General features: G+C 72.7%; 19 protein-coding genes and 1 pseudogene. 6 read left to right on the forward strand and 14 right to left on the reverse strand.

The genetic code is table 11. The annotated features are described in order from the left end of the window. Positions 1-18 precede the first annotated feature (18 nt). The 13 genes from ACGFWJ_RS12100 to ACGFWJ_RS12160 all read right to left on the reverse strand — a co-directional run bounded on the left by ACGFWJ_RS12100 (position 19) and on the right by ACGFWJ_RS12160 (position 14,856). Complete coding sequence (locus ACGFWJ_RS12100) at positions 19-1,371, reverse strand: FAD-binding oxidoreductase (RefSeq protein ID WP_392948072.1); 1,353 nt, start codon at positions 1,369-1,371, stop codon at positions 19-21. Continuing rightward, positions 1,368-1,706, reverse strand: coding sequence for a hypothetical protein (locus ACGFWJ_RS12105; RefSeq protein ID WP_392948074.1), 339 nt, complete (start codon positions 1,704-1,706; stop codon positions 1,368-1,370). Before ACGFWJ_RS12105 ends, ACGFWJ_RS12100 begins: the two co-directional genes overlap by 4 nt. Beyond that, entirely contained in the window at positions 1,703-2,056 is a 354-nt protein-coding gene (locus tag ACGFWJ_RS12110) for a cupin domain-containing protein (protein WP_392948076.1), read from the reverse strand. The genes ACGFWJ_RS12105 and ACGFWJ_RS12110 overlap by 4 nt, the downstream gene beginning before the upstream one ends. Positions 2,057-2,097: 41 nt before the next feature. Continuing rightward, a complete protein-coding gene (locus tag ACGFWJ_RS12115) occupies positions 2,098-2,778 on the reverse strand; it encodes a response regulator (RefSeq protein WP_392948078.1) in 681 nt (226 codons plus the stop codon). Positions 2,779-2,899: 121 nt separating this feature from the next. After that, on the reverse strand, positions 2,900-4,627 hold the full coding sequence (gene tsrT / locus ACGFWJ_RS12120) for a tryptophan 2-C-methyltransferase (RefSeq protein ID WP_392948080.1): 1,728 nt from the start codon (positions 4,625-4,627) through the stop codon (positions 2,900-2,902). 36 nt (positions 4,628-4,663) lie between these two features. Next, a complete protein-coding gene (locus tag ACGFWJ_RS12125; RefSeq protein WP_387645215.1) occupies positions 4,664-5,833 on the reverse strand; it encodes an acyl-CoA dehydrogenase family protein in 1,170 nt (389 codons plus the stop codon). Between the two features lie 27 nt (positions 5,834-5,860). After that, a complete protein-coding gene (locus tag ACGFWJ_RS12130) occupies positions 5,861-7,066 on the reverse strand; it encodes an acyl-CoA dehydrogenase family protein (protein ID WP_392948083.1) in 1,206 nt (401 codons plus the stop codon). After that, on the reverse strand, positions 7,063-8,391 hold the full coding sequence (locus tag ACGFWJ_RS12135) for an ATP-grasp domain-containing protein (protein WP_392948086.1): 1,329 nt from the start codon (positions 8,389-8,391) through the stop codon (positions 7,063-7,065). Before ACGFWJ_RS12135 ends, ACGFWJ_RS12130 begins: the two co-directional genes overlap by 4 nt. Beyond that, complete coding sequence (locus ACGFWJ_RS12140) at positions 8,388-9,677, reverse strand: ATP-grasp domain-containing protein (RefSeq protein ID WP_392948089.1); 1,290 nt, start codon at positions 9,675-9,677, stop codon at positions 8,388-8,390. The genes ACGFWJ_RS12135 and ACGFWJ_RS12140 overlap by 4 nt, the downstream gene beginning before the upstream one ends. A 16-nt stretch (positions 9,678-9,693) precedes the next feature. Next, positions 9,694-10,962: an MFS transporter gene (locus ACGFWJ_RS12145; protein ID WP_392948092.1), complete on the reverse strand. Its 1,269-nt coding sequence runs from the start codon at positions 10,960-10,962 to the stop codon at positions 9,694-9,696. Continuing rightward, complete coding sequence (locus tag ACGFWJ_RS12150; protein ID WP_387868678.1) at positions 10,959-12,017, reverse strand: NAD(P)/FAD-dependent oxidoreductase; 1,059 nt, start codon at positions 12,015-12,017, stop codon at positions 10,959-10,961. The genes ACGFWJ_RS12145 and ACGFWJ_RS12150 overlap by 4 nt, the downstream gene beginning before the upstream one ends. Beyond that, entirely contained in the window at positions 12,014-13,573 is a 1,560-nt protein-coding gene (locus tag ACGFWJ_RS12155; protein WP_392948095.1) for a class I tRNA ligase family protein, read from the reverse strand. Before ACGFWJ_RS12155 ends, ACGFWJ_RS12150 begins: the two co-directional genes overlap by 4 nt. Continuing rightward, complete coding sequence (locus tag ACGFWJ_RS12160; RefSeq protein WP_392948098.1) at positions 13,573-14,856, reverse strand: lysine N(6)-hydroxylase/L-ornithine N(5)-oxygenase family protein; 1,284 nt, start codon at positions 14,854-14,856, stop codon at positions 13,573-13,575. The genes ACGFWJ_RS12155 and ACGFWJ_RS12160 overlap by 1 nt, the downstream gene beginning before the upstream one ends. Before the next feature lie 237 nt (positions 14,857-15,093). Here ACGFWJ_RS12160 and ACGFWJ_RS12165 point away from each other — a divergent pair, with 237 nt between their 5' ends. The 5 genes and pseudogenes from ACGFWJ_RS12165 (at position 15,094) to hemC (ending at position 20,073) form a co-directional block, all read left to right on the forward strand. Further along, on the forward strand, positions 15,094-16,659 hold the full coding sequence (locus tag ACGFWJ_RS12165; protein ID WP_392948101.1) for an alpha-amylase family glycosyl hydrolase: 1,566 nt from the start codon (positions 15,094-15,096) through the stop codon (positions 16,657-16,659). Positions 16,660-16,825: 166 nt separating this feature from the next. Further along, positions 16,826-17,458: pseudogene (locus tag ACGFWJ_RS12170) on the forward strand (RNA polymerase sigma factor). Further along, positions 17,455-18,477: a CU044_5270 family protein gene (locus ACGFWJ_RS12175; RefSeq protein ID WP_392948104.1), complete on the forward strand. Its 1,023-nt coding sequence runs from the start codon at positions 17,455-17,457 to the stop codon at positions 18,475-18,477. Before ACGFWJ_RS12170 ends, ACGFWJ_RS12175 begins: the two are co-directional and overlap by 4 nt. A gap of 283 nt (positions 18,478-18,760) precedes the next feature. Continuing rightward, complete coding sequence (locus ACGFWJ_RS12180) at positions 18,761-19,114, forward strand: hypothetical protein (RefSeq protein WP_392948106.1); 354 nt, start codon at positions 18,761-18,763, stop codon at positions 19,112-19,114. Between the two features lie 38 nt (positions 19,115-19,152). Continuing rightward, the gene (gene hemC, locus ACGFWJ_RS12185) at positions 19,153-20,073 is read left to right on the forward strand and encodes a hydroxymethylbilane synthase (protein WP_392948710.1); all 921 of its coding nucleotides are present in this window, start codon (positions 19,153-19,155) and stop codon (positions 20,071-20,073) included. A gap of 238 nt (positions 20,074-20,311) precedes the next feature. On the opposite strand, the gene ACGFWJ_RS12190 is transcribed toward hemC, so the two are convergent. Continuing rightward, complete coding sequence (locus ACGFWJ_RS12190) at positions 20,312-21,169, reverse strand: aminoglycoside phosphotransferase family protein (RefSeq protein WP_392948713.1); 858 nt, start codon at positions 21,167-21,169, stop codon at positions 20,312-20,314. Between the two features lie 367 nt (positions 21,170-21,536). On the opposite strand from ACGFWJ_RS12190, the gene ACGFWJ_RS12195 reads away from it, so the two are divergent. After that, positions 21,537-22,916, forward strand: a complete 1,380-nt coding sequence (locus ACGFWJ_RS12195; RefSeq protein WP_392948108.1) for an IPT/TIG domain-containing protein — start codon at positions 21,537-21,539, stop codon at positions 22,914-22,916. Positions 22,917-23,031: the final 115 nt, after the last annotated feature.

Here is a 23,031-nt window from a genome sequence, read left to right on the forward strand (position 1 = left end):
CGATCTGGTGGGGGAGGGTCAGCTGCCGATGGACTGCGGGAAGGCGAACAGCCCGCTCGGGTCGTGACGGTGCTTGATGGCGACCAGCCGAGGGTAGTTCGCACCGTAGTAGGCGGTCCGCCAGCCTCGCAGGTCCGGATCGGTGAAGTTCAGGTAGGCACCGTCCGTCGTGTGCGCGGCGATCAGGTGATCGAATCCGGCCAGCCAGTCGAGCCGGCCGGCCGGGTCCTCGCCGGGCAGCCAGGAGGTGTCCAGGCTGACCAGGTACTGGGCGTCGCGGTGGACGAACGCGGTGGCCTGCGGGTCGACCCGGTTGATCGCGCCGCCCCAGCCGAACAGGGCGAGGCCGCAGCCGTCCGGGTTGCCGCTCGGCGGTGCGGCGGCGAGCAGGTCGAGCGCCGCCGCGACCGCCTCTGGCGGCAGCGGGTCGGTGGCGAAGTGGGTCCGGACGGCGAACGCCCCGCCGGCGGTCTCGTGCTGCAGGTACTCCATGGCGTCCCAGAAGTCCCGGTCGGCGATGTCGGCGCGCAGCGGCCGGCCGGCGGCGAGCGCCGGGGCGAGCAGGTCGCGCAGTTCGGCGGCCGGGCCGAGGTGCAGGCCGACGGTGGAGACCAGGGTGCGGCCGCCGGACGTCGCGACGCCGAGCCGCAGCGAGGTCTCCTCCGGGGCGGTGCGCATCACCCGCTGGACGGCCTCGAACACGGCGGGCGCGTGCGGGACCTCCCAGAGCAGCAGGCAGGTGGACGCGGCCGGGGCCTCGACGGCCTGGAAGGTCAGGTCGAGGTTGATCCCGAAGTTGCCTCCGCCGCCGCCCCGGCAGGCCCAGTACAGGTCCTCGTTCTCCTGCGCGTCGCAGCTCAGCACGGCGGCGGACGCGGTGGCCAGGGTGGTGGCGCGCAGTGTGTCGGCGGTCAGCCCGAGCCGGCGCGAGGTGGCGGCGGATCCGCCGCCGAGGGCGAGTCCGGCGATGCCGACTCCCGCGCCGTTGCCGAGCGGCAGAGCCAGCCCGTGCGGCCGCAGCGCGGCGTACAGCGCGCCGGTGAGGACGCCCCCGCCAACGACGACCCGCCCGGTCGCGGGATCGACGTCGATCGCGTCCAGCGCCCGTAGGTCCACCACCAGGCCGGAGTTGACGGAGTGTCCGGCGTACGAGTGCCCGCCCCCGCGCGGGACGATCGGCACCCCGCTCTCCCCCGCCCATTCGACGGCCCGCAGCACGTCCGCAGGACCGGCCGCCCGCAGGACGGCGGTGGGCGCCCGGTCCGCCCACCGTTCGTTGAACGCCGCCGACGACTCCCGGAACGCGCCGTCCCCGGGGTGCAGCAGCGGTCCGGCGGTGTGCTTGTCCAGCAGCGCCCAGTCGGGGGTCACGGGGCGACCTCTTCGATGGTGGAGGTGCCGGTGGTGGGGTGGGGGCCGTAGCGTTCCCAGGTTTCGTGCAGGCGGATACGGCCGTCGGGGGTGAGCGAGGGGGTGTTGCGGGTGTGGCCGCAGACGACTTCGCCGTCGGTGAGGACGAAGGTGTAACCCATGGCGAGGGTGCCGTCGGGCCGGCGGGTGCCGGCGGTCCAGCCGCGTCGGATCGCGCCGCCGGAGATCTCGCCCCAGACCAGGTCGCCCTGCTGGTGGTAGACGGCGACGGTGCGGTGGTCGCCGTCGGGGGCGTGGAAGCGGCGTCCTTCGTAGTCGAGGTGGCGGGTGTTCATGCCTGCCACCAGATCGCGTAGTAGGCGAAGTCGGTGTCGTGCGGGTTGGCGACGGCGTGGTCGGTGTCGGCGGGCAGCAGGACGAGGTCGCCGGCGGCGATGGGGTGGCTCGCGCCGTCGGGGGTGCGGACTTCGCCGCGGCCGCTCATGCAGATGAACAGTTCGCGTTCGGCGTGCTGGTGGGTGTCGGTGAGGTCGCCGGGGCGCAGGACGCACCAGGAGCCGTGGAAGGGGGTGGTGAGGCCGTCCCAGGGGTGGAGGAGTCGAAGGTCGAGGCCGTGGGCGCGTTCGAGCTGCCGGTGTTCCTGGCGGCGGATCACCAGGCCGGGCGGTGGGCCGGTTTCGGGCATGGCGGACTCCGTTCGGAAGGGGCGGACGGTGGAGTGGGGTGTCAGCGGACGGCGGCGACCGCGTGGCCGAGGCCGGCGTCGCGGGCGAGCACCAGTGCCTGCGCGCGGTCGGCGACGCCGAGTTTGCCGAGGATGCCGGAGATCCGGTTGCTGACGGTTTTGGAGGCGAGGGCGAGTTCCCGGGCGATGGCGGTGTTGGAGCGGCCCGCGGCGAGGTGTTCGAGTACTTCGCGTTCGCGGTGGCTGAGCTGCGGGAACGGGTAGCTGCGGGCGCGCTGGCCGGTGCCGATCAGGGTGCCGAGGCGGGCGGCGATGGTGCGGTCGAGGATGGCCTCGCCGGCGCCGACGGCGAGGATGCCGCGGACGATCTGGTCGGCGGTGGCGCGTTTGACCAGGTAGCCGCGGGCGCCGGCGTGGAAGGCGGCGGCTACGGCCTTGTCGTCGTCGAGGGTGCTGAAGACCAGGACACCGGTCTCGGGGGTGAGTCGCAGGACCTGGCTGATCACCCGCACGCCGGCGCTCTCGTCCATCTGCGGGTCGAGGACCAGGACGTCGGGCCGGTGCCGGGAGGTGGCGGCGAGCACTTCGCCGGTGGTGCCGGCCTCGCCGACCACCGCCGCGCCCCCGGAGGCCTCGACCATGGAGCGGACGCCCTGCCGGACGGCGGGTTGCACGTCGGCGAGCAGCACGGTCGGTGGCACCGTACTCCCGTGCTGGTTCATCGTTCCCTCGCGGCGTGTGGGGGTGCGGCGGTGGTGCGGCGCTGCCGACCGTGATCACCGGCAGTGATGACTCCGCCACACCAGCATGAGCCGATCACTTCTCCGTCTCAAGTGCGCAATGTCATGCAGGAGTTGGCAGATGTGAGGGTTGAGAGGCCGCTTCCCGGGCTTTGCGCATGATCTCCTCGCGGCCGCGCCAGTGCGACCAGAAGGCGCCGGTGTGGCCGAGGCCGCCGAGGCTGGTGAGGAAGGGGTTGTCGGCGTAGTTGTTGTCGTGCTCGCTCATGCCCTCGACGGTCGGCAGCATCACCCGGTAGTGGTCGGCGGGGTCGATCAGCGCCCACAGGTCGGTGACCGCGCTGTGCCAGCGCTCCGCCGGGTCGGCGGCGCGGGCCGGGTCGGACAGCAGGTCGGGCGAGAAGTAGCAGACCAGGCGGAAGTTGCCGTGCTCGTCGAACATGAACTGCCGTTCGTACTCGGCCGGGGAGGCGCACATCCGCAGCGGCTTGAGCACGATCGGGCCGTCGGCGGTGTTGGACTGCAGGCCCGGGACGGTGCGCACGCCCGCGCACCGTTCGGCCAGGTCGATGCCCATCGGGGTGTGGGGGAACAGCCGCAGGCCGAGCGAGAAGCCGGTGACGGTGGCGTCCAGCGCCATGAAGGCGTCCACGCAGGCGCGCACCGTCCCGGGGGTCTCGCCGGGCATGCCGAACAGCGCCTCGACCATGGTGAGGATGCCGCGTTCGTGGCAGAGCCGGACCAGCCGCTCGGTGTCGGCGAAGGTGTAGTAGGTGCTGCCCTTCTCGGTGACCTTCCAGCCGCTGAGCACCTCCGGCCGGATGTGGTCGCTGCCGACGTTGACCCCCCGGCAGCCGGCCGCGGCCAGCAGGTCGGCGAACTCCTCGTCGAACGGGCTGGGTTGGCAGTAGACCCAGAGCCGCAGGTCGTTCAGCGGGTTGCCGGGGTCGGCGTGCCGGCGGCGGACGATCTCCCGCAGCAGGTTCTTGGCGTGTGCGATCGACAGGTTGAACTCGCTGTCGGTGGTGTGCTGGTCGAGGATGCCCTGCGCGGCCAGCGACTCCATCTCGTCCACCACGGAGGCCAGTTCGCGCTGTCCGTAGCGGGTGCCCTTGGCGTCGGGTTCGACGCAGTGCGAACAGCGGTACGCGCAGCCGTTCTTGGTCAGGATCGAGCCGAGTCCGCCGCGCCGGTAGTACTCCAGGTTGTCCACCCGGTGCGGCAGGCCGGAGCGCCGCCGGTACACCGAGAGCCGGTCGACCTGCCACACCCGGGGCTCGAACCGGCCGGTGGGGTCGACCCGTTGGGGCTCGCCGTGGCGGACGGTCAGCACCGCGGGCGGGACCCGGACGGCGCCGCGTTCGGTGTTGCGGATCAGGCCGGCGATGCCGGAGGTGTCGCGGCCCTCGGCGACGGCTGCGGCGAGTTCGCAGAGGATCTTCTCGCCGGGGCCCTTCACCCCGTAGTCGATGCCGAAGTACTCGACCAGCGCGAACGGCATGGTGGAGAAGCCGATGCCGCCGCCGACGATCGGCGCGTCGCTGAGCCGGCGGATCTCGGTGATGATCTCCCGGTGCTCGCCGACGAACGGGCGCTGCTCGAAGGCGTACACGGTGTCGGTGTTGCGGACGGTCACGCCGACCAGCAGCGGGCTGCGTTCCGCGAAGTACTCGTGCAGGCAGGCCTTCCAGTCGTCGCGGCGGAAGGTCAGGTCGAGCACCTCGACCTCGAAGCCGGCGTCCTCCAGCGCGGTGGTGAGGACGTCGAGGGCGTACGGTGCGATCGGTGGGTGCACCTTGTTCGGGTTGACCAGCAGGACGGGTCTGCTCATCGGGTTCCCCTTCCCTGGGAGGTGGGTGGCGGCCGGTCAGACCAGGCCGAGGCTGATGCCGAACTCGGGTGTGCCGCCCAGCAGGTACGCTCCGGCGGACTGCAGGATGCGGTCCTGGGCGACCAGGTGCTGGGCCATCACGGTGGTGTCGCGCAGCCAGCGGTCCATCGGCGAGCTGCGGTTGATCGCCCAGGTCTGCAGCAGGTCGTAGGTGCGGGCCACGATGGTCCGGGAGTTGCGGAAGGCGTGCAGCCAGGACAGCGGGGAGGCCGCGCGCTCGACGGGCGTGAGGTCGTCCAGCGTCCCGCCGGCCGCGAGCACCTCCCACTGGCGACGCATCGATCCGTACACGCCCTCCCGGGTGGCGTTGAACTCGGCTTCCAGGCGGGCGATTTCGGTCTGCACCCGCCAGCTGTCGGCCCAACTGCGGCCGGCCATCCGGTCGTAGCGGGACGTGGCGATCTCCCGGGCGTGGTCGAGCGCGGCGCGGGCCACGCCGAGCGGGACGCCGCACATGGCGCGGGTGAAGGAGTCCGGCTGGGCGAGCGGGCCGGGGCGGCCCTGCGGGGCGGCGAAGGTGTAGGTGTGCTCCTCGGGGACGAACACGTCGGTCATCGTGTAGTCGCAACTGCCGCTGCCGCACAGGCCGGTGGTGTCCCAGTTGTCGATCACCTCGACCTGTTCGCGGCGCACCAGGAACTGCCGGGAGTCGTGCCGGTGCTTGCTGCCGGGCGCCGACCAGGGCTCGCCGTCCTGGAACAGGAACGCACCGGAGGTCACCCAGTCGGCGTGCTTGATGCCGGAGCCGAACGACCAGCGGCCGCTGAGCCGGAAGCCGCCGGGGACGCGCTCGGCCCGGCCGGCGGGCTGGAGCAGGCCGGCCACCACCAGGTCCAGGCGCGGGAAGACCTCCTTGGCGACCCGCTGGTCCAGGAAGTTGGCGTAGATGCCGGTGTTGGCGCCGATCACGGCGCACCAGGCGGCGGAGGCGTCGCCGTACGCCAGGGCCTCCACCACCTCGGTCTGTTCCATCGAGGTGAGTCCGGGGCCGCCCCACTCGGGGCCGAAGCACATGCCGAACACGCCGGTGGTGCGCAGCAGTTCGACCACCTCGGCGGGCAGCGTGCGGTTGGCCTCGATCTCCGGGGACTTCTCCCGCAGCGTCGGTGCCAGCTCCCGGGCGCGGCGCAGGATCTCCGATGTCATCGCGTCACTTCTCCTTCCAGCAGGGGGTCAGCGGTCCAGCCCGAGGCTGATCCGGAACATCGGGGGCCGGCCGAGCAGGTAGGCGCCGACCGACTCCAGTACGGCGTCCTGGGCGGTGAGGTTCTGGCACATCACGGCGGTGTCGCGCAGCCAGCGGTCCATCGGCGAGGAGCGGTTGATCGACCAGGTCTGGAGCAGGTCGTAGAGCCGGGTGACGACGGCCCGGGAGGCCCGGAAGGCGTGCAGCCAGGCGAGCGGGGAGGCGGCGCGCTCGGTCGGGGTGAGGTCGTCCAGGGTGCCGCCGGCCGCGAGTACCTCCCACTGGCGGCGCACCGCCCCGTACACGCCCTCCCGGGCGGCGTTGAACTCCGCTTCGCAGCGGGCGAGTTCGGTCTGCACCCGCCAGCTGTCGGCCCAACTGCGGCCGGCCATCCGGTCGTAGCGGTCGGTGGCGACCTCGCGGGCGTGGTCGAGGGCGGCCCGGGCCACGCCGAGCGGGACGCCGCACAGGGCGCGCATGAAGGAGTCCGGCTGGGCGAGCGGACTGGGGGTGCCGCGGACCTCCCAGAAGGTGAAGGTGTGCTCGTCGGGGACGAACACGTCGGTCATCGTGTAGTCGCAACTGCCCGTCCCGCACAGGCCGGTGGTGTCCCAGTTGTCGACCACCTCGACCTCGGAGCGGGGCACCAGGAACTGCCGGGAGTCGTGGGCGTGCGGGCTGCCGGGCTCGGCCCAGGGCTCGCCGTCCTGGAACAGGAAGGCCCCGGAGGTCACCCAGTCGCTGTGCCTGATGCCGGAGCCGAACGACCAGCGGCCGCTGAGCCGGAAGCCGCCCGGCACCCGCTCGGCCCGGCCGGCGGGGGCGAGCACCCCGGCGGTGATCAGGTCCAGGCCCGGGTACACGTCCTTGACCACCGACTGGTGGAGGAAGTTGGCGAGCAGCCCGCTGTTGGCGCCGATCACGCCGCACCAGGCGGCGGAGGCGTCGCCGTACGCCAGGGCCTCGACGACCGCCAGCTGTTCGGCCGAGGTGAGTTCGGGGCCGCCCCACTCGCGGGCGAAGCACATCCGGAACACGCCGGTGCCGCGCAGCAGTTCGACCACCTCGACGGGCAGCGTGCGGTTGGCCTCGATCTGCGGGGACTTCTCCCGCAGTACGGGGGCGATCTCCTTGGCCCGGCGCAGCACCTCGGCGGCGTCCTGGGGCGGGGCGTCCCAGCGCGCGGCGCTCACCGGTCCACGTCCAGCAGTCCGGCGGGCATCGCGAACGGGGCCTGCGGGTCGGCGGGTTCGACGTCGGAGGTGACCGTGCCGACCAGCGCGGCGGCGGCGTCCAGGCGCTGTTCGCACCCGGTGACGCTGTCGGCCTCGCAGATGACGAAGGAGTGCCGGGCCAGGTAGCCGCCGGGGGGCAGCCGCAGCACGGTGCCGGGCGGGGCCATCGGGGCGGCGTGCAGCAGGCCGGGCGCGTCGCCGGGTTGCGGGAGGGTCAACTCGTCGAGCCGGCAGTCCTGTTCGGGGCAGCCGAAGCGGATCCCGGCGACCGCGGACCGGGTCGGGGCGATCTCCGGTCGGCGGCCGACGGCGACGTCGAACAGCACCTCGCCGGGCTCCAGTCCGGTGGCGATCCGGCCGAGCAGCGGGATCAGGTCGCCGCCGAGCCGGCCGTTCACCTCGACGATCAGCGGGCCGCGCGGGGTGAGTCGCAGCTCGGTGTGGGTGATGCCGTCCTCGACGCCGAGCGCCCGGTGCGCGTCGGCGAGCACGGCCAGCAGCTGCGGGTCGGCGAGCAGCGGGTCGGCGGCGTCGACGATGTGGCCGACCTCCTCGAAGTACGGCTCGTCGCTGCTGTACTTGCGGGCCAGGAACAGCGGCAGGTACTCGCCCTTGTGCACGGCGCCGTCGACGCTGATCTCCGGGCCGCCCGCGTACTCCTCGACGATCACGCCGGCCCGGTACGGCCCGGGGTCGACCTCGCTGGCGGACAGCGCGGTCGCGAACGCCCCGTCCAGCTCGCCTTCGTCGGCGGCGAACACCACGCCGATGCTGGCGCCCATGGCGCGCGGCTTGAGGACGACCGGGTAGCCGATCCGTCCGGCGGCGGCGCGGGCCTCGGCGAGGTCGGCGGTGAGCGCGAAGCCGGGCTGGCGCAGGCCGGCGGCGGTGAGCACGACGCGGGTGCGCTCCTTGTCGCGCACGCCGCGCACGCCGCGCTCGGACAGGCCGGGGACGCCGAGTTCGGCGGCCAGCAGGCCGGCGTCCAGCACCAGCGGCTCGTCCCAGCAGAGCAGGCCGACGATGTGCTTGCGGGCGGCGATCTCCCGGACGGTGGCGTTCATGGTGGCGGTGTCGAAGACGTCGGCGACCACGATCTCGTCGAAGTGGTCGCGCTGCCAGGTCGGCCGCAGGTTGTTGACCAGCAGCAGTTCCAGCCCGGCGGCGCGGGCGCGGCGGCTCATCGGGCCGACCAGGTACTCGCGGTACTCCTTCAGTCCGCTGCCGATCACCAGCAGCGTGCCGGTGGCGGGCACCGGCTCTCCGTCGTGACTGTCCGTCATGTGTGGTCCTCCGTCCTTGCGTTGGGGTCGATCTCGAACCGGACCAGGGCGGCGGCCGCGTCGGCGAGCCGGCGGGCCTCGGCGGGGGTGTCGGCGAGGGTGGTGACGATGCCGACCCGGTCCCAGGAGCTGCGCAGTCCGGCGGCTCGGTGGCCGGGGGCGATGCCGACCACCGCGAGTTGCACGCCTATCGCGGCGGCGGCCGCGTCCAGGCCGTGCACGGCGGTGACGGTGCCGGGCCGGTCGGGGGCCAGGAAGCGGGCGGCGGTGGCCCGTTCGGCCCGGTCGGGCAGCGGGCCGAGGGGCGCGCCGCTCATCAGGGCGAAGTAGGCGCGGGTGAGCTCGACGGGGTAGGCGGCCTCGATCAGGTCGGGGATCGAGTCGCCGGGCAGCCGCCCGGCGCACTCCACCAGCACCGGCACGCCGTCCGCCACGATCCACTCGCAGTGCAGCACCCCGTCGCCGAAGCCGATCGCGGCGGCCAGCCGTTCGGTCTCGGCGACCAGTGACTTCCGCTGCCGGTCGTCGAGTTCGGCGGGGACGGTGTGCCCGGCCTCGATCGGGCAGGGGCCGGGGTAGAGCACCTTGCCGGTGGTGTTGGCGAACACCGGGCGGCCGTCGGACACCAGCATCTCGACGCTGAACTCCGGTCCGTCGACGTACTCTTCGGCGAGCATCACGGACGCGATCGGCCGGTCCGGGACGAAGGCGCCCTCGTCCTGCGCCTGCCCGAACGCCCAGGCCTCCTCGGCCTCGTCGGGCGTGCGGAGCACCCGGGTGCCGACCGAGGCCTGCCGGCCCGCGGGCTTGAGCACCGCCGGTCCGGGGTGCCGGGCCATGAAGTCGGCCAGTTCGGCGGCGTCGGCGACCGGCTCGGAGGCCGGGTTGGCGATCCCGGCGGCGGCCGCGACGGTGCGCAACTGGTGCTTGTCGCGAAGCAGTTGCGCGGCTCCGAGGCTCGCGCCCGGCAGTCCGTAGCGCTCGGCCAGGCGGGCCGCGAACGGCACCGCGTACTCCACGGCGGGGATCACCGCAACCGGGTCGAGATCGGGGTGGGCGGCGAAGAAGGCGTCCGCCCGGCCCGGCAGGTGGTACTCCCATTCGATCAATTCGCGGGCGTAGCCGATGTGTTGGACGGCCTCGGCGAGGTTGCGCTTGCGGGCGACGTCCGGTTCCTCGACGTAGACCACCGAGTCGGCGGCCTGGAAGGCGGTGATGGCGGGCACCGCGAAGGCGACGTAGCCGACGATCAGCACCGGGCGCGGGCCGGCTGCCTTGCTGTTCATACGGTCTCTCCGCTGTTCATACGGTCTCTCCCACGGGGTCCGGGTCGGTGGTCCGCTCGGCGGCCCGGTGCTGGGCCCGGTGCTTGATGCCGGTCACCGCGAGCACTCCGGCCAGGCCGTTGACCAGGGCCATCAGCACCCAGAACCCGGCGTGCAGGTGCGTCCAGGCCCACACGCCGAACAGCGGTCCGACCGCCGAGGCGAGCCCGGCCGCGGCCTGCATGGTGGCCAGGTAGCGGGCCTTCGAGGCGTCCGGGAAGGTCGCCGGGTGGGCGAACATGCTGGGCCCGGCGATCATCAGGCCGCTGACCGCGAGCACCGCGCCGAACAGCACGAACGCCCCGGAGTGCACGGCCAGGCCGTACGCGGCGAGTCCGATCGAGTTGACCAGGTGGCCGACGCCGACCGCCAGGTGGGTCGGGATCCGGGTGATGTAGGCGGTGATCTTCAACTCGCAGGTGATCAGCACCAGCGAGGAGGCGGTGAGCACCGCGCTGTAGAGCCAGGTCGGGTAGCCGTCGTGGACGATCTCCAGCGGCAGCGAGATGGAGGACTGCACGTAGGCGACCGTCCCCAGCACCACCGCGGCCAGGTACGCCAGGTACGCCCGGTCCCGCAGCATCGCCGCGTACGCCGCCCGGCCGGTGGAGCGCCGCTCGGCGGTCTCCTGCCGGGCGGCCTCCGGCACCGCGTGCCGGGGCAGCAGCCGGTAGGCGAGCGCCGCGTAGAGCAGGGTGGTGAAGCCGTCCACCCAGAACAGCAGGTCCCAGTCGAGCAGGATCACCCCGGCGGCGATCAGCGGGGCGAGCGCCGCTCCGGTGTTCAGCGCGATGCGCATCATGGAGAACGCCATCACGTGGTAGCGCTCCGGCATCAGGTCGCTGAGCAGCACCGAGGCGGCGGGCCGGTACGCCTGGGCGGACAGACCGGCCAGCGCGATCGCCACCAGCAGCGCCGGGACCAGTCCGGGCCGGGCCAGCAGCGGCAGAACGGCGACCAGCGGCGCGGAGACGGCCATCGCCGCGACGATGGTGGTGCGGGCCCCGAGCCGCTGGGTGATCTCCCCGCCGAGGACGGTCCCGAACACCGTGCCCAGGCTGTACGCGCCGAGCGCGAAGCCCGCGGTGCCGTCGGACATTCCCTTGTGCGTCAGGTAGAGCACCAGGAAGGTCTGGACGAACGCGCCGAGCTGGTTGACCAGGACGCCGCCGAGCAGGTACCGGACGGTGGTCGGGGTGGCCCTGAGCGTGTCGAGGACGCCGATCGGTGGCTTGTCGTCGGTCATGCCGCCTCCTTCACTGCCGTGGCGATGCGTTCCGCGACCAGCGGAGCGGTGGAGAACCCGCTGCCGCCGCAGGCGGTGCGGGTCCACAGGCCCGGGGAGACCCGGGTGAGCTGCGGGCCGCCGGTGGCGGCGTCCGCGGTGTAGTGGCAGACCCGGACGCCGGCCACCCGGTAGCGGTCCAGGTCGGGCAGGATGCCCTCCTCGGCGAGCCGGTCCAGGTAGGGCCGCTGGTCCTCGCCGGCGCTGTCGGTGTCCGCGACGGGGCGGCACACCGAGTCGGAGCTGAGTTTGAGCAGGGTTCCCGCGCCGGGCGGCAGCACCCAGCCGCGGCCCTCGCGGCCGAGGCCGCCCGCGGCGGGCGCGTCGTCCCAGCGGTCGCCGCCGGCGGGCCGGCCGAGGTAGACCATGGTCTGCCGGTGCAGCACGACCCGGGTGGCCGTCAACTTCCGGGTCCACGGCCCGCCGGCCAGCAGCGCCAGGTCGCCGCGGACCACTTCGCCGCTGTCCAGCACGATCCGTCCGGAGCCGGTGAACACCGAGCGGACGGTGGTGTGCGGGCGCAGCACCACCCCCGGCCGGGCGGCCAGCCAGCGGGCGGCGGCGTGCAGCACCCGGTCGGCGAGCAGCACGCCGCCGGTGCGCTCGCGCAGTGCCACGGTGCCGGGCGGCAGTCCGAGCGGCGGGAGTTCGTGCTCGGCCGGCAGGTCGACGGGGACGCCGGCCTTGTCGGCCTCGGCGAGCAGCTCGTCGAGGCGGCCTTCGGGGTGGGCGGTGAGCGTGCCGACCCGGCGGTACAGCGGGGTGCCGAACAGCGCCTCCAGGTCTTCCCAGTGGCGGTGCGCGGCGAGCCGGCGGGCGGTGCCGTCGGGGTCGCCGGGCAGCAGGGTGCGGATGGCGCGGTGCTGGTCGTGCGAGGTGGCGTCCGGGTTGGGCAGCGGGCCGCGCTCCAGCACGGTGACCCGGTGCCCGGCCCGGGCGCACGCGACGGCGGCGAGCAGGCCGGTGACGCCCGCGCCGACCACCACCACGTGCGCGGCGGCGCTGTCGGTGCTCACCGTCCGCCGCCGTGCGGCCGGGGCCGGACGCGGGTCGCCAGCCTGGGCAGCGGGCGGGGCAGGACGGTGGTGGCGGTCGGCTCGGCGGGGACGGCGCTGTCCGGCAGCCCTTCGGCGGCGAGGTCGACCAGCAGCGGGGCGGCGCAGCGCAGGAACAGGTCGAGTTCGTGCCAGAAGTCGCCGGCGTCCTGGTCGGTGACCTCCCAGCGGTCGAGCCGTCCGAGCTGTTCGGTGAGGGTGAAGGCGGCGGCGCTGAGGCTGAAGCGGCGCGGGCGCAGCGCGGCGGCGAAGCGTTCGGCGATCAGCGCGGCGGCGTGCCTGGAGCGGGCGCTGACGGGCAGCGGGCCGCGGTCGAGGTACGCCTCGGCCTTGGCGGCGACCCGGTTCCACGGTTCGACCAGGCGCTGTCCGCAGACCCGGTCCATGGCGGCTCGGGTGAAGTTGGTGCGCTGGAAGTCGGGTCCGGTGGCGGCCAGGTAGTAGCGGGCCAGGTCGCGCGGCACTTCGGCGGTCAGCTGCCGTCCGGTGACCACGTGGCCGCGGCTGGTGGAGAACTTGTCGCTGTCGAGTTCGTAGAACTCGTTGGTGACGAAGTGCGCGGGCAGGGCGAGTCCGCCGAGGGCCAGCAGCATGGCGGTGCCGGCCAGCGCGAACGCGAAGCTGGCGTCGGAGCCGAAGAAGTACACCACTTCGGGTCCGGCCTCGGCGGCCCAGTGCCGTTCCTCGTCGCCGGGGACTTCGCCGCGGGCCTCGGCGGCCAGCGCGATGGCGTGCAGGCTCCAGGCGACCGTCTCGGTATCGGAGTACAGGACCTGGTCGGGGGTCTCCGGGAACGGGGCGGGGATGCCCCAGTCGATCGGCAGGGTGATCGGGTAGTCGGGCAGCCGGCGGGCCATCAACTCCTCGACGAGTTGGGCGAGTCGGGGCCGCATGGTGGGGGCGAGCCGGGCGAAGTAGGAGGCCAGGGCGGCCCGGTGCTCCTCCAGCGGCAGCACCAGGACGTCCTTCTCCCGTAGTTCGACCGGGAGTTCGGGGTGCCGGGTGGAGCGCGGGTCGAGCAGTTCGCCGGAGGCGATCCAGTGGCCGCAGTTCTCGCACAGCCCGGCGCAGCCCTCGGCCAGGCAGACCGGGCAGCCGCCGCGCACGTACGCGTCGGTGAGGTACTCGCCGGTCTCCGGCAGGTACGGGAACCTCACCTTGCGGAGCCTCAAGTGGCCTTCGCCGTGCAGCCGTTCGAAGAAGGTGCGGACGGTCTTCAGGTACCGCTCGTCGAACCGGACGAAGCCGTCGGGGACGATGCCGGCGGCGGCGAGGGTGGCCTCGACCTGCTCGGCGGCGCGCAGCCGCAGCTCCTCGGGCTGTTCGCCGAGGCGGCGGGCGGTGGTGACGATGTAGTTCTGGGTGAAGTGCACGCCGGTGCCGAACAGGGCGTCCCGGCCGGTGGCGCGGGCGTAGCGGGCGCACACGTCGGCGGAGAGGAAGGGCCCTGCGAGGTGGCCCAGGTGCAGGTCCCCGTTGGCGGTGGGGCCGGGGGCGATCACCAGCAGCGCGGCCATCAGCGCGCCGCCGCGGCGGAGTCGAGGCCGTGGCGGGCCAGCAGGTCGCCGGTGATGTCGCGGGCCCGGTGGGCGAGCACGCTGATCAGCGAGTCGGCGATGCCGTGGGTGGCCTCGTTGACGCCCTGGAGGTACAGCGCGGCCTCGGTGCCGGCGCCCAGGTCGACCCGGTAGTCGCGGCTGACGGACACCTCGGGCAGCCCGGCCTTCTCGGTCAACTCCCGCACCAGGGCGGGCATCCGGCCGTCGTAGCCGGTGCCGAGCAGCACCAGGTCGCAGCGGTGCTCGGCGACCTTCCCGGTGCGCCGGTCGCGCAGGTCGAGCACCACCTCGCCGTCCTCCTCGCGGGCGGCGACCACCTCGGTCATCGACCGGACCTCGGCGCGGCCGGTGCCGATCATCTTCTCCCGGTACAGCATCATGTACAGCTCGTCCAGGAACGGCGGGGCGAGGCCCGCGTAGTTGGTCAGCCGCATCTCGTCGAGCACCTGGGCGCGCATCTCGGCCGGGGCGTCGTAGAACTCGTCCACGAAGGACGGGTAGAACAGCTCGTTGACGAACTTGCTGGTCTGGTAGTTCTGCAGGCCGATCGAGCGGACCAGCATGGTGACGGTGGAGTTCGGCAGGTTCTCGTACAGCGCCATGAACATCTCGGCGGCGGATTGCGCCCCGCCGATCACCACGGCGCGCAGCGGCGCGTCCTTGTCGACGGCGTTGATGCGGCTGCGGAACCGGGCGCTGTGGATGACCCGTTCGGCGGGCAGGTCGGCGAAGACCGGCGGGATGTGCATGTCGCGGCCGGCGCCGACCACCAGGTCGCGGCAGCGGATGGTGTCGCCGTCGGCGAGGGTGACCTGCCAGCCGATCAGCTTTCCGTCCGCGTCGTAGCGCGGCTCGGTGGCGGTGGCCCTGGCGTCGTAGCGGATCCGCACCTTCTCCAGCGAACGGGCCACCCACTGGAGGTAGTCGGAGAACTCCCAGCGGTGCGGGTGGAAGGTGCCCAGGTTGATGAACTGGTCCAACCGGTCGTGCTGGTGCAGGAAGTTGAGGAACGAGAACCGGCTGCGCGGGTCGCGCAGCGTCACCAGGTCCTTGAGGAAGGAAACCTGGCTGCGGGCCCACGGCATCAGCAGGTCGCGCTGCCACTTGATGTCCGGGGCCTGCTCCAACAGCAGGGTGCCTTCGGCCAGTTCGGCCGAACCGCTCTCCTCGATCGCGGCCGCGAGGGCCAGATTCGCCGGGCCGGCGCCGATCGCCAGTACGCCCACTTCCAGGTCAGCCATGCTCTCCCCTACGTGAACTCGGTGTTCTCCAGGGCCGGTTGTCGCGCCGAGAAACCTAGGGAGCCCGCATTCCCACCAGGTAGGGCCGCGTTCCCGCCCGCGGGGGAATTTCCGGAACGGCCCGCCGACCCGACACACGAAGGCCGGGCACCGCCGTCCACCGTTTTCCCGGCCCCACGCCGGGCATGGCAGAGGAGAACGGCAGCACTGTGGCGGTCGGGACGGAAGGGGACGGGTGTGGGGACGGACTGGGTGCGCGCTGCGGTGCTGTACCAGATCTATCCGCAGAGTTTCGCGGACGGGAACGGCGACGGGATCGGGGACTTCGCGGGGCTGACGGAGCGGCTGGAGTACCTGCAGTGGCTCGGCGTGGACGCGGTGTGGCTGAACCCGTGCTTCGCCTCACCGTTCGGAGACGCCGGGTACGACGTCGCGGACTTCCTGGCCACCGCGCCGCGGTACGGCGCGCCGGAGGATCTGGCGAAGTTCACGGACGCGGCCCGCCGAGCGGGGATCCGGGTGCTGCTGGACCTGGTGGCGGGCCACACCTCGGACCAGCACCCGTGGTTCGCGCGGTCGGCCGGCGACCCGGACGACCACCGGTACATCTGGGCGGACCGGCCCGCGCCCGGGTTCGTGGCCTCGCCCGGGAGCCGTCCGGGCTGGTACAAGCCGAACTTCTTCGACTTCCAGCCCGCCCTCAACTTCGGCTACGCGCAACGGGATTCGACGGAGCCTTGGCGGCAGCCGGTGGACGCGGAGGGCCCGCGGGCGAACCGGGCGGCGCTGCGGGAGATCATGACGCACTGGTTCGGCCTGGGCGTGTCGGGCTTCCGGGTGGACATGGCGTCCTCGCTGGTGAAGGACGACCCCGGGTTCGTCGAGACCGGCAGGCTGTGGCGGGAGACCCGGGCCTGGATGGACGCCCACCACCCCGACCAGGTGATCCTCGCCGAGTGGGGCGACCCGGCGCGTTCGGTGCCGATGGGCTTCCACGGCGACTTCTTCCTCCAGTTCGGCGGCCCGGACGACGGCGCCGCGCTGCGTTCGCTGTGGGACAACGGCGCGGGCACCGTGCACGAGCACTGGCCGCGGCAGGACTGCTACTTCGACGCCGAGGGCCAGGGCTCGATGCAGCCGTTCGTCGCCGAGTGGGAGCGCACCGCGCAGGCCATGGACGGCCGGGGCTTCGCCTCGCTGCCGACCGCGAACCACGACTACTCGCGACTGGCCTGCGGCCCGCGCACCCGCGAGCAGTTGGCGGCGGCGTTCACCTTCCAGCTGACCTGGCCGACCGTCCCGGCGATCTACTACGGCGACGAGATCGGCATGCGCTTCGTGCCGGGCCTGCCGGACACCGAGGGCAGCGCGCTCGGCCCGCACTACAACCGGGCCGGCTGCCGCACCCCCATGCAGTGGGACGCGACGCCGGACGCCGGGTTCTCCACCGCGCCCGCCGAACGCTTCTACCTGCCGCTGGACCCGGCGCCGGGCCGTCCGGACGTGGCGTCCCAGCGCGCCGACCAGTCCTCGCTGCTGCACCAGGTACGGCAGTTGATCGCACTGCGCCGCGCGCACCCCGGCCTCGGGCCGGACGGGTCGGTCGAACTGCTGCACACCGGCTACCCGTTGGCGTACCTGCGCGACGGCCGCTACCTGGTGGTGGTCAATCCCCGCCGCACGCCCGCGCACCTGCCGGTGGAGCGGGAGCTGCCGGGGCGGTTGCTGTTCGGGCGGGGAGTGTCGCTGACGCACTCGGTGCTGCACGCGGACGGGTTCTCGTACGGCGTGTTCGGGCTCTGATCCAACTAGCGTTCGCCGCAGAGCAGTTCGGCCGCCGCCGTGCGCACGTAGAGCACGGTGCGGCCGATGCGGTGGCGGGCGGCGAGGCCGGCGTCGTGCAGGGCGTGCAGGTGAATTCCTGGAACCGCTCCGCTGCTGCGGACACGGAAGGTGTGTGGAGTCCTTCTTGCCCCCTCAGCAGAGCTCGGCCGGTGACCGGCGCGCCTTCGCCCTGCTCTTCGACGAGTACGCCAAGGCCGTATATCTGCATGCGATCAGAGCGACGGGGAACCGGGATCTGGCCGACGACGTGGTGTCCCTGACGTTCCTCGAGGCCTGGCGGCTGCGCGAGAAGCTGCGCGGTGAGGTGCTCAACCCGCGGGCATGACTGCTGGGGATCGCGACCAACGTACTGCGCAACACCGCGCGGGCGGCGCGTCGGCACCGAGCGGCCATGTCCCGGCTGCCTCCGCGCGAGCCGCTGCCGGACTTCGCCGACGAGGTTGTGGGCCGGATCGTCGACGCCGACCTGGCTGCGGCAGCGGTGAGGGCGCTCGGTCAGCTGCGTCGCGGCGAGCGCGAGGTGTTCATGCTCGTGGTGTGGTCAGGCCTCGGCTACGCGGAGGCAGCCCAGGCGCTCGGCGTCCCCGTCGGCACCGTGCGCTCCCGGCTCTCGCGCGCTCGGGACAGGCGCCACAAGATCGTCTCCGCGGAACAGTCACCAGTCCGCGGAAGGCCAGAACCCCAGTCCGCCCGCAAACACCACCTCCATGACAGCCATCTCTCGGTGGGGAGTCACCAAGGAAGGAAGCAGCCGTGATCACCGATTCCGGAGACCGCCACGCGCCGGACGAGCACAGCGAGCGCCGCAACCTCATGCGCCTGCTGCCGCCCCCGACCCACCCGGACATGGGACTCGACCGCCATCGCGCGAGCAAGGAGTTCCTGTTGAACGAGATCGATCGGCACCACCGTCCTTCCACCCCCGCCCCTGGGCGCCGGCGTCGACTCGCCCTGGTGACTGCGGTGGCCGCCGTCGCCGGCGTCGCCGTGGTGATCGCCACGCAGGGCGGCAACGCGCCCGCAGAAAAGGCACCGCCGGCCACCGCGGCCTCCGTCCAGCTCCTGGACCAGGTGGCGCAGGTCGCCTTCAGCCGACCCCAGACGCAGGTCCGCGACGACCAGTACAGCTACGTCAAGACGGTCGGACACAGCGTCTCGCTCAGCGAGGGCAGCGGTGGAACGATGCAGCGCGACATCATCACCGAGAACACGGAGCAGTGGATCGCGGTGGACGGCCTGCGGCCCGGCCTCCAGCGCGGGACCGGAGGCGACAAGCAGATCCCGGCCCCCAATGGCGGCGCGCTCAACTCCCCCACCTACAAGCTCCTGGCCGGCCTGCCGACCGCCCCCGAGGCACTGCTGAAGCAGATCTACGCCGATGCCGATCTGAACCACGGCTCCGGCAGCGCGTCCACGACCGGTCCCGACCAGGAGGCGTTCGTGACCATCGGCGACCTGCTGCGTTCCTCGGCCGCACCCCCGCAGGTCAGCGCGGCCCTGTACCGGGCCGCAGGACACATTCCGGGAGTGATGACCGTTGACGACGCGGTCGACGCGGCCGGGCGTCACGGCGTGGCCGTGGCCCGCGTGCACGGGGGTGAGCGCAACGAGTGGATCTTCGACAAGCAGAGCCTGCGCCTGCTCGGCGAGCGCACCATCCTGTTGAAGGACGGCCCCTGGGGCAAGGCCGGCGACGAGGTGACCTCGATCGCCATCGTCGCGCGCGGTGTCGCAGACAATCCCGGACAGACGCCCACCACGGAATCAAACATTTGACAGAATCTTTGCCGATGATTGGCAGATTTCTGGGACTCCGATTGGCCTGCAGCAGTACAGGTCTGACGGAACGGCTTGGATGGCACCGTGGCAGGGGACTTGAAGGACTGCTGGATGCTGGGGTCGGTGGGCGCTGTCGGCGTGGGTGCCGCCATGGCGGTGGGCGCGGCCAGAACGAGTGCGCTGGTGGCTCCGGCGATGGCGACGAGTGTGCGAAGTGGACGCACGGTGACTCCACCTCCTGGTGTCCAAGGGTTGGGAAGGTGCGAGCGTATGCACCGAGGTGCCGGGGGGCGGCGCGCCCGGGTGGGTGGTCGGCGGCGGGCTGGTCGCCGCGATGGTGGTGTACAACCTGGCCGAGACGGTCGCCACGCCGGGCCGCGAGGAGTTGAGCGTGGCGCTCGCCCATCCGGCGCGCCGCGGCCGGTACCTGGCGGTCAACCAGCTCTCCTGGAGCATCGGCCAGGCGCTCGCTCCGGGCCTGCTGACCTTGCTGTTCGTCCATGGCCCGGCCTGGCCCTGGCTGTTCCTGCCGGCCGCCTCGCTGGCCGCCGTCCCCGCCCTGCTCCGGCTGGAACGCCCCACTACCACGGTTCCCGACATTCCGTCGGAAAACGGAACGCTCGCCAGGGTCTAGCATGCCGTCAGGGTGACGGAGACTGGCGGGAGTTGACGATGGTCGAACTGGTGGTGGGGTCGCGGGCCAGCCAGCTGGCGCGGGCCCAGGTCCGGGAGTTCCTCGCGCCGGTCCGGGAGCGCTTCCCCGAGCTGGTGATCCGCCACCGGACCATCCTGGAGGACGGCGACCTGGACCGGAAGGCCGCGCTGCGGGAGGTGTCGGAGCGCGGCGGCGGCTCGGCGTTCTCCACCAACCAGGTCTCGGCGCTGGTGAACGGCGAGGTGGACGTGATCGTGCACTCGCTCAAGGACCTGCCCACCGAGAACCCGGACGGCCTGATCCTGCTCCCGCCGCCGCCCCGCGCGGACGTCCGCGACGCACTGTGCGGATCCCGGCTGACCGCACTGCCGCCGAGCGCCCGAGTGGGCACCTCCGCCGCCCGCCGGATCGCCCAACTCCTGCACGTCCGACCGGACTTGCGTCCCGAGCGGATCCGCGGCAACGTGCCGACCAGGCTCGCCCGGCTGAAGACCCTGGACGCGGTGGTGCTGGCCGCCGCCGGCCTGCGCCGCCTCGGCCGGGCCGAGGAGATCGCCGAACTCCTCCCCGTCGAACTGTTCCCGCCCAGCCCCGGGCAGGGTGCGCTCGGCATCCAGGTCCGCGCCGACAACGCCCTGGCCCGCGAACTCCTGGACGGTACAGGTGACTTGGACACCGACGCCGAGGTGCGGGCGGAACGCGCGATGCTCGCCGAACTGCACGGCGGCTGCTCCGTCCCGGTCGGCGCGTTCGCCCGCACCGTGGACGGCATCCTCACCCTGCACGGCCAAGTCACCTCGGTGGACGGCACCCGGCAGGTGGAGGCCCGACTGTCCGGCACCCCGGCCGGGCCGGAGAAGCTCGGCATCGCGGTGGCCGGGCTGCTGCTCGACCAGGGCGCCGAAGCGATCCTGGCGGAGGCCCGGGCGTACGCCTGACGACCCGGGACGCGCAGTCCGAATTGCCGCCAGCGACAGCCTCGCGCCCGAACAGGCATCGAGATCGCCGTCACCGTCGTCCACCTGGCGAGCCCCGACACGCGCTACGTCACCGGCGCGGTGATCTCCGTGGACGACGGGTTCTCCGCCTGACGTCGCTTCCGGCCGGCCGCGCAGCGCCTCGACGACCTGGTCGACTGCGCGCTGTGCGGCGCGGCCACCTGAGGTGCTTCTCCGGTCAGCCGCGCAGTGCCTCGGTGATCTGACGGGTGGTCTGGGCGGCGACGCGCGGGTTGGCGGCGGCGTAGTGGGTGTAGGCGTTCAGGCCGGTGGTCAGTGCCCAGCCGCGACCCCTGGCCCAGGTCGCCTCGTCCACGTGGAGTGCGTCCCGGAAGGCGGTCCGGCTCGCGGGCGACATCAGGGTGAAGGCGATGGTCAGGTCGCAGGCCGGGTCACCGAGGGCGAGGCCGCCGAAGTCGATGACCGCGCTGAGCCGGCCGCCGCTGGTCAGCAGGTTGCCGGTGTGGAAGTCGCCGTGGCACCAGACCGGCGGCCGCCCCCACCCCGGCGCGGCCAGTGCCGCGTCCCACAGCGCCGTCATGGCGGCGCCGTCGAACGCGCCGTCGAGCGCGGCGATGGCGGCCCGGGTGTCCTCGTCCCGCTCGGCCAGCTCCTCACCGCTGCTCTCGGCTCCCCCGTGCGCGCACCCCTGAAGTGCCCTGAGGAACCCGGCCAGTTGGACGGCCGCCACCGCCGACTCCCCCAGCGCCTCGACGGTGGCCACCTCCCCGTCCAGCCACCGGCTCACCCCCCACGGCCACGGGTACCCGAACCCGGGTTCCCCGACGGCCACCGGCACGGGCACCGCCAGCGGCAGCTGCGGCGCGAGCCGCGGCAGCCACTCCAGTTCCTTCTGCGCCTGGCCCACAGCATCCGCGTGCCGGGGCAGGCGTACGGCCAACTCGCCGTCCAGCCTGAAGATCGCATGATCCGATCCGGCAGCCTCCAGGGGCGTGAGCGGCAGCCCCGCCCACTGCGGGAACTGCACGTCAACCAGCCGCCTGGCCAGCGCGGCATCGATCAGCACCCGGGCCACCAACAGCAACCCCCAAGCCCGACCCGCTCCGTGCGGCGGACAGTCGAAGCCATCACATCGCACCCCTGCCGACCTGTCCATCGAGACCCCTCGAACCTCGCCGAGAGCTCCAGTACTTGACGATTCATCAGATTGTCGGATCGGGATTTGATGAATGCGCAGTCCGATTGTGAAAGGTGTGGAAGGATCTCCGTCGGCACTGCGCCCACATCGCCGACGCCCTGGTGTCACCATCGGCGGCCGAGTGCGGCGAGCGCCCACCAACAACTGCCGTTCAGCGGGCGGCCGCGCTCACGCGCCCCCGCTCGGCCTCGCCGGACCGGCATCGCCCGTCATGGCGCGGCCCGACCCCTCATGAAGGGTGTTCATGTCCCGTTCCATACTCGCCGCGACGCCGGCCCGGCGCACCGCGGCGCTGCTCGCCACGGCGACCACCACCTTCGGCCTGCTGACCCTGGCCGCACCCGCGCACGCCGACTCCGTCGTGCAGATCAACGGCCCGGCCGCGCCCGTGCCGACGAACACCCCCTACACCCTCACCATCAACCTCCCCAACACCGACCAGCGCACCGGCGCACCGATGGTCAACGTCAAGCTGTCCGGTGCCTCCGCCAGCGTGACGAGCGCACTCACCTCGGTCTGGGACTGGGCGTGCAACGTCGAGTCGGGATCGTCCGTCTCGTGCTGGAACCTCGCCGGCATGGGCACCCCGGTGTCGATCACCCTCACCGTCAAGCCGACCGCGGGCGGAACCGTCACCACTACCGCCTCCGCCACCGACACCCGCAACCGTCCGTTGGGAAGCGCCACCCTCGACACGCAGGTCGCGGCCCCGGCCCCCGTGGTGAACGGCCTCGAGCCCGGTCACGGCCCGCTGGCCGGCGGCACCACCGTCTCCATCACCGGCAGCCACTTCACCGGGGCGACCGGGGTCTCCTTCGGCTCCACCCCGGCCACCGACTTCACCGTCGACAGCGACAGCCGGATCACCGCCACCGTCCCCGCCGCCGAGTTCCCCGGCCCCGTCGCCGTCGTGGTCACCACCCCCGCCGGCACCAGCACCGGCCAGTACACCTACGACCCGGCCCCGGTCGGGACGTACACCTTCACGGAGAACTCCGACCCGAAGTCCGGCTCGGTCGTACACCCCGGCGACAAGGTGACCTACACCGTGAAGGTCGCCCAGCACGGCGACGGCGCGGTCAAGACCGCCCGGATCCTCGACGACCTGTCGCAGGTGCTGGACGACGCCGACTACAACGGCGACGTCACCGCCGACCTCGGCACCGCCGAGGTCAAGGACGGCAGGCTGCTCTGGACCGGCGACCTCCCGGTCGAAGGCAGCGCGACGATCACCTACTCCGTGACCGTCAACGGCAAGGGCGACCGCAAGCTGTCCACCTCCGCCATCGCGCCGGACGACCCGCGCGGCGACTGCGACAACGAGACGGCCTGCACCACCGACCTCACGGTCAAGGACGCCACCACCCCGTCGCCCACCCCGTCGCCGACACCGACACCCACCGGCGGCAGCGAGACCCCCGGCACCCCCGGCCCGTCGACCTCCTCCACCCCGCCGGCCTCGCCCGACACCCAGACCCCGTCGGCCACCACGTCGTCGCAGACCTCTGGCGTCCTCGCCAGCACCGGCACCACCGTCCTCAGCACCGCCGCGACCGGCGGCGCCCTGCTGCTGATCGGCGGTCTCACCGTCGCCCTCAGCCGCCGCAAGGGCCGTCACAACTGATCCTCCCGAAGCCGGGCCGCGGGGTGGTCGTGACGTCCGGTCACGACCATCCCGCGGCCCTGCGACGTTTGGGCGACGCCGACGTGGGCGCCGTCCACAGTGATACCCAGCACGA

The organism is Kitasatospora sp. NPDC048407 (genome assembly GCF_043200475.1).
In the GTDB taxonomy this organism is placed as follows: domain Bacteria; phylum Actinomycetota; class Actinomycetes; order Streptomycetales; family Streptomycetaceae; genus Kitasatospora.